Annotated in this window: 14 protein-coding genes; 3 read left to right on the top strand and 11 right to left on the bottom strand. The window is 64.3% G+C overall.

Features of this window, described 5'->3' with window-relative positions; all coding sequences use genetic code 11:
* Positions 1-14: 14 nt before the first annotated feature.
* Genes argB through rpmH form a run of 6 tightly spaced genes read right to left on the bottom strand, consistent with a single transcriptional unit; the run spans position 15 to position 4278 of the window.
* Positions 15-932, bottom strand: a complete 918-nt coding sequence (gene argB, locus AC1ROB_RS05815) for an acetylglutamate kinase (protein WP_492972155.1) — start codon at positions 930-932, stop codon at positions 15-17.
* A gap of 46 nt (positions 933-978) precedes the next feature.
* On the bottom strand, positions 979-1632 hold the full coding sequence (yihA, locus tag AC1ROB_RS05810; RefSeq protein ID WP_492972156.1) for a ribosome biogenesis GTP-binding protein YihA/YsxC: 654 nt from the start codon (positions 1630-1632) through the stop codon (positions 979-981).
* Between the two features lie 6 nt (positions 1633-1638).
* Positions 1639-3453 (bottom strand): membrane protein insertase YidC, encoded by a 1815-nt coding sequence (gene yidC / locus AC1ROB_RS05805; RefSeq protein ID WP_492972157.1) that lies wholly within the window; start codon positions 3451-3453, stop codon positions 1639-1641.
* A complete protein-coding gene (gene yidD / locus AC1ROB_RS05800; protein WP_492972158.1) occupies positions 3453-3746 on the bottom strand; it encodes a membrane protein insertion efficiency factor YidD in 294 nt (97 codons plus the stop codon). Before yidD ends, yidC begins: the two co-directional genes overlap by 1 nt.
* On the bottom strand, positions 3743-4132 hold the full coding sequence (gene rnpA / locus AC1ROB_RS05795) for a ribonuclease P protein component (protein WP_492972159.1): 390 nt from the start codon (positions 4130-4132) through the stop codon (positions 3743-3745). Before rnpA ends, yidD begins: the two co-directional genes overlap by 4 nt.
* Before the next feature lie 11 nt (positions 4133-4143).
* Positions 4144-4278: a 50S ribosomal protein L34 gene (rpmH, locus tag AC1ROB_RS05790; RefSeq protein ID WP_492972160.1), complete on the bottom strand. Its 135-nt coding sequence runs from the start codon at positions 4276-4278 to the stop codon at positions 4144-4146.
* Between the two features lie 305 nt (positions 4279-4583).
* Between rpmH and rpmB the strand changes: the two genes are divergently transcribed.
* Positions 4584-4877: a 50S ribosomal protein L28 gene (gene rpmB, locus AC1ROB_RS05785; protein ID WP_492972161.1), complete on the top strand. Its 294-nt coding sequence runs from the start codon at positions 4584-4586 to the stop codon at positions 4875-4877.
* Between the two features lie 66 nt (positions 4878-4943).
* Here rpmB and AC1ROB_RS05780 read toward each other — a convergent pair whose 3' ends face one another.
* The gene (locus tag AC1ROB_RS05780) at positions 4944-5843 is read right to left on the bottom strand and encodes an esterase-like activity of phytase family protein (protein ID WP_492972162.1); all 900 of its coding nucleotides are present in this window, start codon (positions 5841-5843) and stop codon (positions 4944-4946) included.
* Between the two features lie 141 nt (positions 5844-5984).
* On the opposite strand from AC1ROB_RS05780, the gene AC1ROB_RS05775 reads away from it, so the two are divergent.
* Positions 5985-10913: a PAS-domain containing protein gene (locus AC1ROB_RS05775; RefSeq protein WP_492972163.1), complete on the top strand. Its 4929-nt coding sequence runs from the start codon at positions 5985-5987 to the stop codon at positions 10911-10913.
* A gap of 5 nt (positions 10914-10918) precedes the next feature.
* Here the strand turns inward: AC1ROB_RS05775 and AC1ROB_RS05770 are convergent, their stop codons facing one another.
* The 4 genes from AC1ROB_RS05770 to AC1ROB_RS05755 all read right to left on the bottom strand — a co-directional run bounded on the left by AC1ROB_RS05770 (position 10919) and on the right by AC1ROB_RS05755 (position 16284).
* Positions 10919-12574 (bottom strand): vWA domain-containing protein, encoded by a 1656-nt coding sequence (locus tag AC1ROB_RS05770; RefSeq protein WP_492972164.1) that lies wholly within the window; start codon positions 12572-12574, stop codon positions 10919-10921.
* A gap of 103 nt (positions 12575-12677) precedes the next feature.
* On the bottom strand, positions 12678-14564 hold the full coding sequence (cobT, locus tag AC1ROB_RS05765; RefSeq protein WP_492972165.1) for a cobaltochelatase subunit CobT: 1887 nt from the start codon (positions 14562-14564) through the stop codon (positions 12678-12680).
* Positions 14565-14579: 15 nt separating this feature from the next.
* On the bottom strand, positions 14580-15581 hold the full coding sequence (gene cobS / locus AC1ROB_RS05760) for a cobaltochelatase subunit CobS (protein WP_492972166.1): 1002 nt from the start codon (positions 15579-15581) through the stop codon (positions 14580-14582).
* A gap of 88 nt (positions 15582-15669) precedes the next feature.
* Positions 15670-16284 carry a J domain-containing protein gene (locus tag AC1ROB_RS05755; RefSeq protein WP_492972167.1) on the bottom strand — a complete coding sequence of 205 codons (615 nt, stop codon included), beginning with the start codon at positions 16282-16284 and terminating at the stop codon, positions 15670-15672.
* Positions 16285-16387: 103 nt separating this feature from the next.
* Here AC1ROB_RS05755 and AC1ROB_RS05750 point away from each other — a divergent pair, with 103 nt between their 5' ends.
* The gene (locus AC1ROB_RS05750; protein WP_492972168.1) at positions 16388-16687 is read left to right on the top strand and encodes a BolA family protein; all 300 of its coding nucleotides are present in this window, start codon (positions 16388-16390) and stop codon (positions 16685-16687) included.
* Positions 16688-16762 lie beyond the last annotated feature (75 nt).

The raw sequence follows: 16762 nt of genomic DNA, 5'->3' as shown, positions 1-16762 counted from the left end.
GCGCAGACGCCGCGTCAGGGCGTCCGTTCGATCATCGTGCCGACGCCATGCGCCGTGAACAGTTCGAGCAGCAGCACATGCGGAATGCGGCCATCCAGGATATGGGCCGCCGATACGCCGCCACGCACGGCATCCAGGCAGGTTTCCACCTTGGGGATCATGCCGCCGGTGATGGTGCCATCGCCCATCAGCACCAGCGATTCCTTGGCTGTGAGGCTGGGGATCAGCTTCTTGTCCTTGTTCAGCACGCCGGCCACGTCAGTCAGCATGAGCAGCTTGGTGGCGCCGACCGCGGCGGCAATCGCGCCGGCCGAAGTATCGGCATTGATGTTGTAGGTCTCGCCGTTCTCGCCGATGCCGATGGGCGCCACCACCGGAATGACGTTGGAACTGAGTAGGGTCTGCAGGATGCCGGGATTGATCCGGGTCGGCTCGCCGACAAAGCCCAGATCGAGAATCTTCTCGATGTTGGAGCCGGGATCGCGGACCGAGCGGCGCAACTTGCGCGCCTCGATCAGGCGGCCGTCCTTGCCGCTGAGGCCCAGGCCGGTGCCGCCGGCGGCACTGATCGCAGTGACGATCGCCTTGTTGATCGACCCGGCCAGCACCATCTCGACGATCTCGACGGTCGCCTGATCGGTGACGCGCAGGCCATCGACGAACTCGCTCTTGATCTTCAGGCGCTCCAGCATCGCGCCGATCTGCGGACCGCCGCCATGCACCACGATGGGATTGATGCCGACCTGCTTGATCAGCACCACATCGCGGGCGAACTGCATGGCCAGGGCCTCGTCGCCCATGGCATGGCCGCCATACTTGATCACCATGGTCTGACCGGCGAAGCGACGCATATAGGGCAGCGCCTCGGACAGAACCCTGGCGGTCTGCTGCAGATGCGCTTCCAGCGGTTGCGGGCCGGTCGTCGTCTTCATGGCTGCTTCTCGGCGTGTTTATCGGTTGGAACGGTTATACGGGGCGTCAGGCCAGGGCTGCAAGCTCGGCCCGGAGTTCGGCGATACCGAGATCGTCGTGGCTGGAGGTGACGCGGATGATCGGATGGGCGGCGACATGCTTCTGTAACACGGCGGCCGTGGCCGCCTTGACCGCGGCCAGTTCGGCCTGGCTGGTCTTGTCGGCCTTGGTCAGGATCACCTGGTAGATCACCGCCGATTTATCCAGCAGCTTCATGATGTCTTCGTCGCCGGTCTTCAGTCCGTGGCGGCCATCCACCAGCAGGCAGACCCGCTTCAGCTCAGGCCGGCCCTTCAGATAGGCCCGCGTGGTTTCGGTCCAGGCCTCGGCCTTCGCCTTGCCGACCGAGGAATAGCCATAGCCCGGCAGGTCGACCAGGCTGAAGGTGCCCAGGCCCAGATCGAAGAAATTGAGCTGCTGGGTGCGGCCCGGCGTATTGGAAGTGCGGGCCAGCGCCTTGCGGCCGCAGAGCGCATTGACCAGCGACGACTTGCCGACATTGGAACGGCCGGCAAAGGCGATCTCCGGTCCGCGTGCCGGCGGCAGCTGCGGCACGGTCATGGCGCCGGCAAAGAAGTCGCAGGGCCCGGCGAAGAGCAGCCGGCCGCGCTCCAGCGCGGCCGGTGCAAATCCTTCGTCCGGCGCCGGCAGGTCGGTCATGCCAGTCTACTTCTTCGGCTTCGGCGCGGGGTCGGGCTTTTCGGCACCACCGCCGATCTTCACGCCCATGCGCTTCATGATCACATACTGCTGCAGGATCGAGAGCGTGTTGTTCCAGCTCCAGTAGATCACCAGGCCAGCCGCGAACGAGCCGAGCATGAAGGTGAAGACGATCGGCATCAGGGCGAAGATCTTCTGCTGCACCGGATCCGGCGGCTGCGGATTCATCTTCATCTGCAGCCACATGGAAATGCCCATGATGATCGGCCAGACGCCGATCGAGATGATATGCAGTGGGCCGAGATTGGGCACGTCCCAGGGCAGGAAGCCAAAGCCGTTCAGCCAGGTGGTCGGATCGGGCGCGGAAAGATCCTGGATCCAGCCGTAGAAGGGCGCATGGCGCATTTCGATGGCGATATAGAGCACCTTGTAAAGCGCGAAGAAAACCGGAATCTGCAGAAGGATCGGCAGACAGCCGGCGGCCGGGTTGACCTTCTCCTTCTTGTACAGCGCCATCAGCTCCTGCTGCATCTTGGCGCGGTCTTCGCCATAGCGCTCGCGCATGGCCTGCATTTCGGGCTGCAGCTTCTTCATCGAGCTCATCGCCACATAGGACTTGTAGGCGAGCGGGAAGAACAGCAGCTTGACGATGACGGTGACCGCCAGCATGGCGAGGCCGATATTGCCCAGCACGCCCTTGAGCCATTCGATGCTGTAGAACATCGGCTTGGTCAGGAAGTGGAACCAGCCCCAGTCGATCGAAAGCTCGAAGCGGGCGATCTTCTGCTGCTCTTCGTAGCGGTCGAGCACGCGCACTTCCTTGGCGCCGGCGAACAGCAGCGTGGTGGCGCTGACGCTCTTGCCCGGTTCCAGCTGCTGGCCCGCGCCGAGATAGTCGGCCTGATAGCGCTCCAGGCCGGCATTGGGCTTGGCATGGCTGAAGCGCGCCTTCACGGTCTGCTCGACGCCCGGCACCAGCACGGTCTGCCAGTATTTGTCAGTGAAGCCGATCCAGCCGCCGATGGTGTCGAATTCGCGCGCCTTGTCGTCGGCGAGATCCTTGTAGCTGAGTTCCTTCAGCGTGCCCTTGTCGCCGGTCTTCTCGCGGAACACGGCGACCGGGCCTTCATGCAGGATGTAGAGGCCGTCGGTATGCGGCGTGCCATGACGCGACACCAGCGCATAGGGGAACAGCGTGATCGCCTTGTCGCCCTTGTTCTCCACGGCCTGGGTGACGGTGAAGAGATAATTGTCGTCCAGCGTGATGGTGCGGGTGAAGACCAGGCCCTGGCCGTTGTCCCAGGTCAGCTTCAGCGGCTGGCCCGAACGCAGCACGCTGCCATCGGCGGTCCAGCGCGTCTGTGCATCGGGCAGCGCCACGCCGCCGCCGGCCACGGTCCAGCCGAATTCGGCATAATAGGGCGACGGGCCACCGGCCGGTGACAGCAGATGGATCGGCGGACTGTCGGCCTTGATCGTCTCTTTGTATTCCGGCAGCACCACATCGTCGATCCGGCCGCCGACGAGATTGAGCGAACCGGTGAGGCGCTTGCCTTCGATCTTCACGCGCGGGCTGTCGGCCAGCGCCTTGTCGCGCGTCGCCGCCATGTCGATCTGCTGGGCCAGGCTGGGCAGCTGCGGCAGACCGGTCGTGGTATTCGGGGCACCCGGCGCCTGCGGCGCGGTGCCGGCTTCGATCTGCTGTGCGGCCTGCTGCTGGCGCAGCTTTTCCTGCTTCGGCGCCTCCACGAAGAACTGGAAGCCAAGCATGATCGCGACCGAGACGACGATCGCGATGATGAGATTCTTCTGGTCGGACATCAGACTGAACCTTGCTGTACGGAAGAGGGTGACGAAACGGTAGCGGCTTTTTGTGACACGGACTCGGATGCAGCAGGCGGCACCGGATCGTAACCGCTGCTGCCCAGCGGATGGCACCGCGCCAGCCGCCGCACGGCGAGATAGCCGCCGCGCGCCGCACCATGCTTCTCCAGCGCTTCGAGCGCATAGCAGGAGCAGGTCGGCTGGAAGCGGCAGTTATGCCCGATCCAGGGCGAGAGTACGAGGCGGTAGGCCTTGATCGGCAGGCTGAGCAGGCGGGCCAGCGGCGTCATGCCGCACCCCCGGCCGACTCGCCTGGATTCCCTGCTGGCACGGCCTGCCACAGCTTCAGCTTGCGCAGGGCAGCTTCGAGATCGCGGCGCAACGCGGCATAGTCGCGCTGCGGCGTGTCGCGGCGCGCAACCAGCACATAATCGTGCCCAGGAAGGGCATGTTGCGGGAGAAGTTCGTGCACCAGCGCCTTCAGGCGGCGGCGGGCGCGATTGCGCAGGACAGCATTGCCAACCTTACGCGAGGCGGTGAAGCCAACACGGCAGCAGCCGGTTTCACCGGGTGCGGCCTGCAGCAGCAGTCCCGGCAGCGCCACGCGCCGCTCGGCCGCCTGCACCCGGAGATAATCCGCGCGGCGGCGGAGTCGTTCGACACCGCCCGTCGCCATCGCGGACGGACTTAAGCCGAAAGCTTCTTGCGGCCCTGGGCGCGGCGGGCAGCGATGACCGCGCGGCCACCGACGGTGGCCATGCGGGCGCGGAAACCATGGCGGCGCTTACGCACCAGCTTGGAGGGTTGATAGGTCCGTTTCACAGCGGCTCTCCGTCTGACAGCCGGCTTTTTGCGGAAAACCGGCAAAAAGCCTTCAATAAACATACATATGCGGGAGCCCGCGGGGGCCCCGGCAAAATCGGTCCCGCTGTATAGGGGGTCGCCGGGGCGGAGTCAACGCGGGATTCAGGCCATTTCCCCCGCCATTCCCGAACGTTAATACCGCAGATCGCGCGGCGGGGCCGAACCCGGCCCGGAAGCGGGTTTTGCCGGTTGACGGCCGGGGGCCCAGTCCCTATAACCGGCCACCAAATTTACGGCAAACACTGGAAAGTTAGAGGTTCACCATGGCTCGTCGTTGCGAAGTCACCGGCAAGGGCGTTCAGAGCGGCAACAATGTCAGCCACGCCAACAACAAGACCCGGCGTCGGTTCCTGCCGAATCTGCATGTCGTTTCGCTGATCAGCGAAGCGCTGGGTCGCGACGTGACGCTGCGCGTGTCGAGCCACGGCCTGCGCTCGGTCGAGCATAACGGCGGCATCGACAACTGGCTGATCAAGACCAAGGACGAGCTGCTGTCGGCGCCCGCCCGCGTCATCAAGCGCAAGATCAAGAAGGCCCTGGCTGCCAAGGCGGCCTAAGCCCTTCGACCTTTACGGTTTCAAACGCCCGCCGGCAGCGATGCCGGCGGGCGTTTTCGTTTCCGCTCACGGATCGAGCCGGAAGACCATGAGCAGCGTGCGCTGCAGGCTGTTCTGGTTGTCGTCCGACATCACATAGAGCCACAGGCTGCCATCGGCAGCGGTGCGCACATCCAGCGCTTCCATATTGTCGACCGCGACCGGCGGCGCCAGTTCCGCCAGCAATGTTCCCTGCAGCACGGCACCGGGCCGGATATCGCCGGCCGCGATGCGGGTCAGGCGGGCCTTCGGGCCGACCAGCGGTGTGAAATAGCGCTGCAGCAGAACCACATCGCCATTGGGCAATGCCACTGCATCGGTCGGCCTGAAATCATCGCGCGCCGTCCAGGCCAGATCGTGCCAGCGGCTTTCGCGCCACAGCCAGACCGCCGTGTTTTCGCTGCCGCCGCCGACCAGCGCGGGCTTCTCTTCGCTGAACAGCATCAGCTCGCCATTGGGGAAACTCGCAACTGCCTCGATGCCGCCATTGTCGGGCTGGTCGGCGACCGAAGCCGGCACCGAAAGCGTGCCGGCCGCAGCGCCGCCCGGCCGGTCGAAATACCACAGGCGATGGGCGCGCTCGAAGGCTACGAGCCAGCGCCCGTCCGCCAGGCGGCGCAGACCCTCGGCATCGCTCAGCACTTTGCGTGTCACCGTCGCACCATTGGCATCACGCAGCGGCAGGATCTGCGCAGCGGCCACGCCGTTGGGCAGTCCGGCCGCATCGCGCTGAAAGTCCAGCCGCAGCCAGTGCCCCACATCGGAGATCGCCCACAGGCCGGCGCCGTCCGCATCGACCGCGATGCCCGAATAGCCACCGAAAGTGCCGCCGCCGGCCGACAGCACCAGACCGCCCAGATAGGTCAGGCTGCCGAGCCGGTTCGGGACCCCCGGCTCCACACTCAGCGGCAAGGCCTCGGCCTGCACGGCCAGCGGCTGGGCAACGACCGGACCGCCGGAGGCAAAAATCAGGAAAAGCAGAGTTAAAACAATGCTTGTCGAATGTTTAGCTTGGCGCAGGGCCGTCATTCGGTATGCTTCCCAAAGGTGGAGGATCTTACGTCTACAATGACCGACCAGGTTGCAAACAACACCTCGAAAGACTCCCGTCTGGCCTTTACCCCGGCCCGGACGCCGGTGCTGTTCGTCGGCGCCATGGTGCTGCTGCTGGCAGCCCTGCTCGGCCTGCAACTGTACCGCCAGTATAATGACGAGATTACGTCCGGCCGGGCAACCGCCCGTTCGATGGCCAACCTGCTGGAAGAGCATGCCGGCCGCAGCCTGGGTGCCGTCGACATCTTCCTGATCAACTTCGCCGAAACCCTGAGCGGCATGGCCGGCAGCGGCCAGATCAGCAGCATGTCGGCCCTGCGCGAGCGAATGAATGCGCGCCTGGCGGATCTGCCACAGGTGCGCGCCTTCATCGTGCTGGACGAGAATGGCGATTCCATCCTCGACAGTGGCGCCGTGATGCCGCGCAGCTTCAACGGTGCCGACCGGCCCTATTTCCAGGTTCATCGCGACCATCCACATCAGGGTCTGTTCATCGACGAGCCGCGCCAGAGCCGCATCAACCAGATGTGGGGCATCAGCGCCAGCCGCCGCATCAACAAGCCCGACGGCAGCTTCGGCGGCGTGATCTCGGTTTCCATCGAGCCCGAATATTTCCTCAGCTTCTATCGCGAAGCCGTGATCGACAGCGAGACATCGCTGGTGCTGTATCACGCATCGGGGAGCCGCATCGCCCGCGTGCCGGAAAATGGCCCCGGCATCGGCACGTCCGCGGCCAACCTGATGCTGTTCAAGCCGCCTTACAACGAGCAGGCCCGCAGCGACCTGACCACCAGCGGCGGGCTGGACGGTATCGTCCGTTTCCTGGCGGTGAACCGCGTGACCGGTTATCCCCTGATCGTCGGCGTCGGCATCTCGCGCGACCGGGTCTTGGCGACCTGGCGTGAAAATCTGCTGATCAGCATGGCCTCGGTCCTGCTCGCCGCCGCCGCCGGCATCAGCCTGCTGATCCTGCTGCGGCGCCAGATGCGCCGCCGTCATGCCGCCGAACAGCGCCTGAGCGATGCCATCAGCAGCCTGTCGGACGGCTTCCTGCTCTACGACGAACAGAATCGCCTAATCCGCTTCAACCATCGCACCGTCGAGCTTCTGCCGCCCCTGGCGCGGTTCGAAGGCCAGCTTCCCGTGACCTTCGCCGATGTGATGGCCGCGCTGGAAAACGATTTCGGCGCCGTAAGCCCGGAACAGCGCGCCCGCCGCGTCGCCTATCGCGACGACATGCTGTTCAACCGCAAGCGCGGCTACCAGTTCGAACGACGGACCGTCGACGGACGCTGGCTGCGCTTCACCGTCAACCCGACCCAGGAAGGCGGCGCGGTCGACATCATCACCGATATCACCGCTCTGAAAGACGCCGAGCAAAGGCTGCGCGATGCCATCGACAGCCTGGCCGAGGGCTTCGCCCTGTTCGGCCCCGATGGCCGCCTGATTACCGTCAACCGGCGCTATTACGAACTCACCGGCCATGAGGAGAGTGTGGTCCGGCCCGGCGTCTACAACAACGAGATCATGGCCAATATCCTGGCGACAGGAAAAGCCAACGGCCGTTCCGCCGAGGCCGCCGCCTATGTCGCCCGGCTGCGCGCGGATTTCGCCAGTCCGAGCGGCAAGCCGTTCGACATCCAGGCCCGGCCCGGCTATTGGCTGCGCACTGTGCGCCACCGGACCAGCGATGGCGGCGTCATCAGCATGGTGGCGGACATCTCCGACCTGAAGATGGCTGAAAAGCGCCTGCGCGATGCCATCGACGCGCTGTCGGACGCCTTTGTGCTCTACGGACCGGACGACCGCATGGTGCTGGCCAACAAGCGCTTCTACGAGATGACCGATCACGATCCCGATATCGTGATGCCGGGCATCAGCTATGAAGACCTGATCGACATCATCATAGCCCGGCGCAAGATCGCCTGGCCCGGCGTCGACCAGAGCGCCTATACCGCCCGCCTGCGCGAGGAGCATCGCAATCCGACCGGCCAGCCCTTCGACCGCGAAGGCATCCCTGGCCGCTGGATCCGCAGCGCCCGCCACCGCACCAACGACGGCAGCACCATCGTGGTGATGAGCGACATCACCGATCTGAAAATGGCAGAAGCCCGCCTGCGCGATGCCATCGAATCCTTGGCGGAAGGCTTCATCCTGTTCGGGCCGGATGGACGCATGGTGATGGCCAATCACCGCTATTACGAGGTGTTCGATATCGAACCCGACAGCCTGAAGCCGGGTGCGACCATGGACGATATCGTCGATACGGCGGCTGCGCGCCGGGCGAAATCCTGGCCTAATGCCGATCATCATGGCTACATCACGGCCGCACGCGCGGACTATCACAATCCATCGGGCCGCCCAGTCGACGGCGAATTCCTCCCCGGCCGCTGGTTGCGCAACGTGCGCCACCGCACGGCGGAAGGCGGCACCATCCTGGTCGCCAGCGACATCACCGATCTCAAGCTGGCGGAAGAGCGCCTGCGCGATGCCATCGAGACGCTGACCGAGGGTTTCGTGCTGTATGACCGCGACGGCTACATGGTGATGGCGAACCAGCGCTATTACGAAATGACCCGCCACGATCCGTCGCTCATCAAGCCGGGCATTCATTTCCGCGAGATCATGCGCATCACCGCCGAGCGCGAGCCGGATTTCGATGGCGAGTTCGACTTGAACACCTATGTCGAAGCCCTGTCGCGGGAATTCCTCAGCCCGACCGGCAAGCCGCTGGATGCGCAGCCCTTCCCCGGCATCTGGCTGCGCATGCAGCGCCGCCGCACCGTCGATGGCGGCATTATCACCGTCTTCAACGACATCAGCGACCTGAAACAGGCCGAGCAGAATCTGCGCGACGCCATCGATGCGATCAGCGATGGCTTTGTCCTGTATGACCAGAATGACTGCGTGGTTCTGTATAACGAACGCTTTATCGATCACAACCGCCGCATGGCCGATTCAATCCAGCCCGGCGCCAGCTTCGAGGGCATGATCCGGATCGCGGTCGAACGCGGCCTGATGAAACCTGACAGAGGCATGAGTGCGGAGCAGTGGATCGCCGACCGCGTCGCGCGCCACCAGAATCCGGATGGCGAACCTTTCGAACGCTATCTGGAAGATGGCCGCTGGCTGCTGGTGCACGAACGGCGCACCGTCAGCGGCGGCATTGTCGGCATCGGCACGGATATCACCGCCGTGAAGCAGGCCGAACGACAGCTCTATGACGCGATCGAAAGCATCTCCGACGGCTTCGTCCTCTACGACAAGGACGAACGCCTGGTTCTGAGCAACAGCAAGTATCGCGAGCTGTACAAGGAAATCACCGATCACCTAGTGCCGGGCGCCACCTTCAGCGACATCCTGAAGGCCAGCATCCAGCGCGACACCATCGATCTGGATCCGAAATTCCTCGATGACTGGCTGTCCGAGCGCATCGAGCAGTTCCGTAAAGGCAGCGGCAGCACCGAAACCCGCCTGGCCAGCGGCCGCTGGGTGCGCAACACCGAACGCCGCACCTCCGATGGCGGCATCGTCGGCATCCGCACCGACATCACCACGCTGAAGGAGCAGCAGGAAACCCTGCGGCGCAATATCGCCGATCTGGAAGCCGCCAAGCGTCAGGTCGAGCAGCAGTCCTTCCGCATGCGCGAACTGGCCGACCGCTTCGCCGAAGAGAAAGAACGCGCCGAGGAAGGCAGCCGGGCGAAATCGGAATTCCTCGCCATGATGAGCCATGAGATCCGCACCCCGATGAACGGCGTGCTGGGCACCATCGGCCTGCTGCAGAATACCGACCTGACCATGCACCAACACAAACTGGTGGGAACGGCGCGCGAGTCGGCCGAGCATCTGCTGACACTGATCAATGACATCCTGGATTTCTCCAAGCTGGAAGCTGGCCGCATCGATCTGGAAGAAATCGACTTCGACCTGCCGCATCTGATCGAGAGCGCGATCTCGATGATGAATCCGCGCGCGGTGATGAAGGGCCTGCAGATGTCGAGCGATGTGGCGCCGGACACGCCGCGCTTCCTTAAGGGCGATCCCGGCCGCCTGCGCCAGATTCTGTTCAACCTGGCCGGCAACGCCATCAAGTTCACCGACCGCGGCAGCATCACGCTGCAGGCCGAGGCCGCGCGCATGGAGGATGGTCGCTACTACCTCACCGTCCGGGTGCGCGATACCGGCATCGGCATCCCGGCCGACAAGCTCGACCGCCTGTTCGGCAAGTTCAGCCAGGCCGACAGCTCGATCGCCCGCCGCTTCGGCGGCACCGGGCTTGGCCTCGCCATTTCCAAGCAGCTGGTCGAGCTGATGGGCGGCCGCATCGGCGTCGACAGCGTCGAGGGCCAGGGCAGCACCTTCTGGTTCGTGATGCCGCTGCAGGAAGGCCAGCCCGTCGTCACCGAAGTGCAGGACATGGCCATCGACGGGCCAGCAACCCAGAAAAACCTGCGCATCCTGGTGGCCGAAGACAATCAGGTGAACCAGATGGTGATCGGCCTGATGCTGCGCCAGCTCGGCCATCAGGTGGATGTCGCCATCAACGGCATCGAGGCCTGCGAACAGGTGCAGAAAGCGCCCTACGATCTGGTGCTGATGGACATGCAGATGCCGGAGATGGACGGCATCACCGCCACGCAGACGATCCGGCGCCTGCCCAAGGATTGCGCCACCATCCCCATCGTCGCGCTGACCGCCAATGCGATGGAAGGCGACCGCGAGCGCTACATCGCCGCCGGCATGGACGATTACGTGGCCAAGCCGATCTCGCTGCCGCAGCTGCTCGCGGCGATGAACCGGGTGCTTGGCGGCGCGACGGCAGAAAAGCCCGCCGCCGCACCGACAGCAGAATCCGAAGCTGCAGCACCGGAGCCGGGTCTGAACGAAAAGGCCAAGGCCGGACTTGGCAATCTGCTGGCGTCGCTAAAAAAACTCAACTGACCGGCTTACTGCCGCGACTGCTGCGCCACCGGCGCAAGCGCGCCGGCATCCCGGACCAGCTGCACGAATTCAGCCCGATACCCGCCGGCATCCATGCCGCGCGCCGCATCGGCCAGCGACGCCACATCGGCATAGTTGAAGCCGCTGGTATAGGGTTCGTTGCGCAGCAACTGGCCGAAGCCAGCAACAGCGGCGACAAAGCGCAGATCCGCTGGCGCGCGCGCCACGCTGCTGAACACGTCGTCCGCGGTCACCGCCCGCACCATTTCCTCGCTCTGCGCCTGGCTCGGACGCTTGTAACGGATGCGGATATGGGCAATCTCGTCGCTTTTCGCGGCGGCCGGCGTCGCTGCCGCGCCGTAACGCAACGGGTCAATCAGCCTGGCGGCGCTGTCGGGCGCCACGATCTCATACAGCGCCGTTACGCGATGACCGCTGCCCACCTCGCCGGCGTCAACTGCATCGTTTTTGAAATCCTCGCGCCGCAGACTGCGTGTCTCGTAGCCGATCAGGCGATATTCAGCCACCCGGGCCGGATTGAACTCGACCTGGATTTTCACGTCATCGGCAATCGGGAACAGCGATCCCGCCAGTTCGTCGATCAGAGTGCGGCGGGCCTCGGTCAGGCTGTCTATATAGGCCGCGATGCCATTGCCGGACTGTGCCAGCATCTGCATCAGACCATCATTGAGATTGCCGGTGCCAAAGCCGAAGACCGACAGGTAAACGCCGGTCTTGCGTTTCTCGGCGATAAAGTCCTTCAGCTTGGCCGGATCCGTGATGCCGAGATTGAAATCGCCATCGGTCATCAGCATGACGCGATTGATCGCCTTGGCCTGGAAATTCTTCTCGGCCTCCTGGTAGGCCAGTTGCAGACCCGCGCCGCCAGCAGTGCCGCCTGAAGCTTTCAGGGCATCGACAACCGACAGGATGGCCGCAGCATTGCTGGCTGGCGTCGGCGGCAGCGCCACGCCGGTGGTGCCGGCATAGGTGACGATGGCCACCGTATCCTCGGGCTGCAGCTGCCGCACCAGCAGGCGGATCGCCGACTTCGCCAACGGCAGGCGGTCCTGCGGGTCCATCGAGCCCGACACGTCGATTAGCAGCACGATATTGGCACGCGCTCGCTGGGCCTGGGGTAAGTCAAAACCCTGCAGCGCCACACGCAACAGGCTGGCATCCTTGCGCCAGGGCGCAGGCATCACCGCCGCATCGATGGAAAAAGGCCTGTCGGCACTGGCCGGCCGGGTATAGCCGTAATCGAAGTAGTTGATCATTTCCTCGATGCGCACCGCCTGCTGCGGCGGGCGCTGGCCGGCGCGCAGGAAGCGCCGTACGACGGCGTAGGAGGCGGTATCGACATCGGCACTGAAGGTCGAGACCGGCTCGCTAGCCACCGCCCTGACCGGATTGGCCGGCGCATGGGCGAAGCGATCTCTCGCCTGTTCCTGCAGAATCACATAGCCGGCCTGCATGGGCGCGGCGGCAGGTGCAGCGGCCGAATAGCCACCCGCAACATTCATTTCGATCCGGCGGGCGACTGGTGCGTGTGCGGCACCGGCGCTGGACGTCGTTGTTGTCGCAACCGGTGCGGTTTCGCAGGCCGCGAGGCCGAGCGAGATCAGCAGCGCCAATGCGGCGCCGTAGTGCAGCTTAGACATGTTGGAACCCCTCCCAATGCTTGCCTGCACAAAGCATTGGGAGCCGATTACGGCTGAAACATGACGCAATCCGGGCGGCTTTCAGGCCGCCATAAAAAGAGACTCAGGCCGCGCGGCCCTTCTTGCGCTGCGGCTGCGCCGCGCCTTTGCGCCCCGGCGCCTCACCGGTCTCGTCGAACAGTTCGGCGAGCTTTTCCATCATCACGCCGCCCAGCTGTTCGGCATCCACGATGGTGACCGCGCGCTTGTAATAGCGGGTGACATCGTGGCCGATGCCGATGGCGGTCAACTCCACCGGCGAACGGCGCTCGATCCAGTCGATGGTCTCGCGCAGATGGCGATCGAGATAATTGCCCGGATTGACCGACAGCGTCGAATCGTCGACCGGCGCGCCATCCGAGATCACCATCAGGATGCGGCGCTGTTCGGTGCGCGCCAGCAGACGATCGTGCGCCCAGAGCAGCGCCTCGCCATCGATATTCTCTTTCAGCAGGCCTTCGCGCAGCATCAGGCCAAGATTGCGCCGCGCGCGACGCCAGGGTGCGTCGGCGCCCTTGTAGACGATATGGCGCAAATCGTTCAGGCGGCCCGGCTGGGCCGGCTTGTTGTCCGACAGCCATCTTTCGCGGCTCTGGCCGCCCTTCCAGGCGCGCGTGGTGAAGCCGAGGATCTCGACCTTCACGGCGCAGCGCTCCAGCGTGCGTGCCAGGATATCGGCGCACATCGCCGCCACGGTGATCGGGCGGCCGCGCATGGACCCGGAATTGTCGATCAGCAGGGTGACGACGGTATCGCGGAAATCGGTATCGCTTTCCTGCTTGTAAGATAATGGCAGGGTGGGATTGGCGACCACGCGGGCGAGCCGGGCCGCATCCAGCATGCCTTCCTCGAGATCGAAATGCCACGAGCGCGACTGCTTGGCCATCAGACGGCGCTGCAGGCGGTTGGCCAGCTTGCCCACCACCGACTGCAGATTACTGAGCTGCTGGTCGAGATGGTGCCGCAGCCGCGCCAGCTCTTCGGTGTCGCACAGATCGTCGGCGCCCACCACTTCGTCGAACTGCCTGGTGAAGGCCTTGTAGGTCGGCTCGCGGTTATGGCCCATCATGTCGGACATCGGCGGACGACGACCCTTGCCGGCCTCCTCGCCCGAACCGGCAACCTGCTCTTCCATGCCGGCTTCGGCTTCCATCTCGACCGACTCGCCGCCCGAGGCATCGGAGGCTTCCGCCTGCTCCATGCCGCTGCTGGCCGCTTCGCCCTGCTCGGAATCGGAGCCGTCGGACTCGCTCTGGGGCTGCTGGCCCTGGCTGTCCTGGTCCTCGCCCTCATCCTCGTCGTCCATGTCGCCGCTTTCGTCGTCGACAAGTTCGAGGTCCTTGATCAGCTTGCGGGTGACTTTCCCGAAGGCGCGCTGGTCATTCAAGTTGGCCACCATGCCGTCCAGATCGGCGCCGGCTTTTTCCTCGACCCAGTCGCGCCACAGCGCCACCATCTTCTGCGCCTGCTTGGGCACCGGTTCTCCGGTAAGGCGCTCGCGAGCGAGCAGCCCGAGCACATCGGCCAGTGGCGCCTCGGAGCGATCCTTGACCTTGGCATAGCCTTTCGAGCGGCAGCGGTCTTCCAGTGCCGCATTCAGGTTCTGCGCCACGCCGGCCATGCGGGTGGCACCGATGGCTTCCACACGGGCCTGCTCGATGGCATCGAACACCGCGCGCGCCGTGCCGCCCTGGGGCAGCAGCTTGGAATGCAGGCTGTCGTCGTGATGGCGCAGCTTCAGAGCCATGGCATCAGCCATGCCGCGGATCTGCGCGACCTCGGCCGCCGGCAGATCGCGACCCGGCACCGGCAGGCGTGCGCGCTTGCCCCGCAGGCCCGGGGTTTCCGGCCCGAAGCTGACCTGCAGGTCGCGGTCGTGCGAAATCGCCCGCGTCGCTGCGGTCAGCGCGCGCTTGAATGGCTCGATCGGACTTTCCGGCTTGCTGGCCATGGCCTGGCGCGACCCTTAGGTGAGGTCGGCCTTGCCCGCGGTCTCCGGCAGTTCCTCGCCGAAGCAGCGCTGGTAGTATTCGGCCACCAGCGGGCGCTCCAGTTCGTCGCACTTGTTGAGGAAGGTGAGACGGAAGGCGAAGCCGATGCTGCCGAAGATGCGCGCATTCTCGGCCCAGGTGATCACGGTGCGCGGGCTCATCACGGTGGAGATGTCGCCATTGATGAAGCCGGCGCGGGTCAGTTCGGCCACCGCGACCATGTTCTGGATGTCTTTCTTGCCCTTGTCGCCGGTATAGGTCGGCGACTTGGCCAGCACGATGGCGGTCTCGTCATCGGCCGGCAGGTAGTTGAGCGTGCAGACGATGCTCCAGCGATCCATCTGGCCCTGGTTGATCTGCTGGGTGCCATGATAGAGGCCGGTGGTATCGCCGAGGCCGACGGTGTTCGCCGTCGAGAACAGACGGAAGGCCTTGTGCGGGCGGATCACGCGGTTCTGGTCGAGCAGCGTCAGCTTGCCTTCGACTTCCAGCACGCGCTGGATCACGAACATCACGTCCGGGCGGCCGGCATCGTATTCGTCGAAGACCAGCGCCACCGGCGACTGCAGGGCCCAGGGCAGGATGCCTTCGCGGAATTCGGTGACCTGCTTGCCGTCGCGCAGCACGATGGCATCCTTGCCGACGAGGTCGATACGGCTGATATGGCTGTCGAGGTTGACGCGCACGCAGGGCCAGTTCAGGCGGGCGGCGACCTGCTCGATATGGGTCGACTTGCCGGTGCCGTGATAGCCCTGGACCATGACGCGGCGGTTGTAGGCAAAGCCGGCCAGAATGGCGAGCGTGGTCTCGCGGTCGAAGCGATAGGTCGAATCCAGATCCGGCACATGCTCGCTGGCCTGGCTGAAGGCCGGCACCTTCATGTCGCTGTCGATACCGAACACGTCGCGCACGGAAATCGTGATATCCGGCAGTTCGCTGGCCGGCTGGGAAACAGGCTTGGTCTGAAGGGCCGTCATCGTCACTCTCAAATCTTTCTTGGGCTCAAGTCGCCGCGGGCGGGATCGGCGAGCGATCCGTGGCGCAGCTAGAAGGGGAGATCAGGGATCAAGTATAGCCGCGCGATTGCAGGAAGGCATAGGCTTGGGTGATGGTTTTCAGCCTTTCTTCGGCCGACTTGTCACCGCCATTGGCATCCGGGTGATAGCGTTTCACCATCCGTTTGTACTGCGCCTTGATATCGGCTTTCCGCAAGGGGAGCGTCAATTTGGTGATGTCGAAGCCCAGGGCGATCAGGGCATCGCGTTCCCGCGGCTCCAGCTGCAGTTCGGCCCGGGTCTTGCGGCGCTCGGCGCCCAGTTTGATGCCCACCTCGGCCAGAATCCCCAGATCGTCCTTGACCCAGACCTGGGGTTCGTCGCCCTGCGGCTTGGTGCCCAGCTTCCAGGTCGGCCGGTGCCCCAGCACGTCCTGGCGCTGATAGCGCTCGATATCGGCATCGGTCATGCCCTGGAAGAAATTCCAGCCGGCATTGTACTGGCGCACATGGTCGAGACAGAAATGCCAGCGCCCATCCAGCCGTTCCCGGGTTTTCGGGGCCGGAAACCGGCCCTCCTCGGGGCAGCCGGGATGATCGCAGCGACGCAGACGGCGACGGCCGAATGCCGTTTCGGCCTCGGCTTCGATGAACAGTTTCTGCTGGGCAGTCCGGGCGCGCGACATGAGTGGTAAATTATGGGTCGAAGGGTGGGCACTGGCAAGGCAATAGCCGCTGCCCTACCCTGTCGCAAAAGCTGCATTTTCTTGACGCTACAGGATTTTTATCATGTCGATCGCCGCCAGCATCCGCGCCAAACTGACACAGGCCCTGCAACCGGTCCGGCTGGATCTGGTGGATGAATCCGCCATGCATGCCGGCCATGCCGCCATGAAGGGGCTGGGAGCGGGCGAAACCCATTTCCGGTTGCTGGTTGTGGCCGAACGGTTCAGCGGGTTGAACCGGGTGCAGCGACAAAGGCTGATTTACCAGCTTTTGGATGTCGAAATGGCCAATGGCCTGCATGCCCTGGCAATCACCGCCAAGGCACCGGAAGAGCTGAAAGACCCAACGGATGCAATGAGTTGATTCGGAACTGCAACCTCATCAACCCAAAGTCTTAGAATAATACAACCTTTTCATTTGAGAAATCGGCACGCATCC

This window comes from Ferrovibrio sp. GW821-FHT12F09 (assembly GCF_058806775.1).
This window is presented reverse-complemented; position numbering and strand designations above follow the sequence as displayed.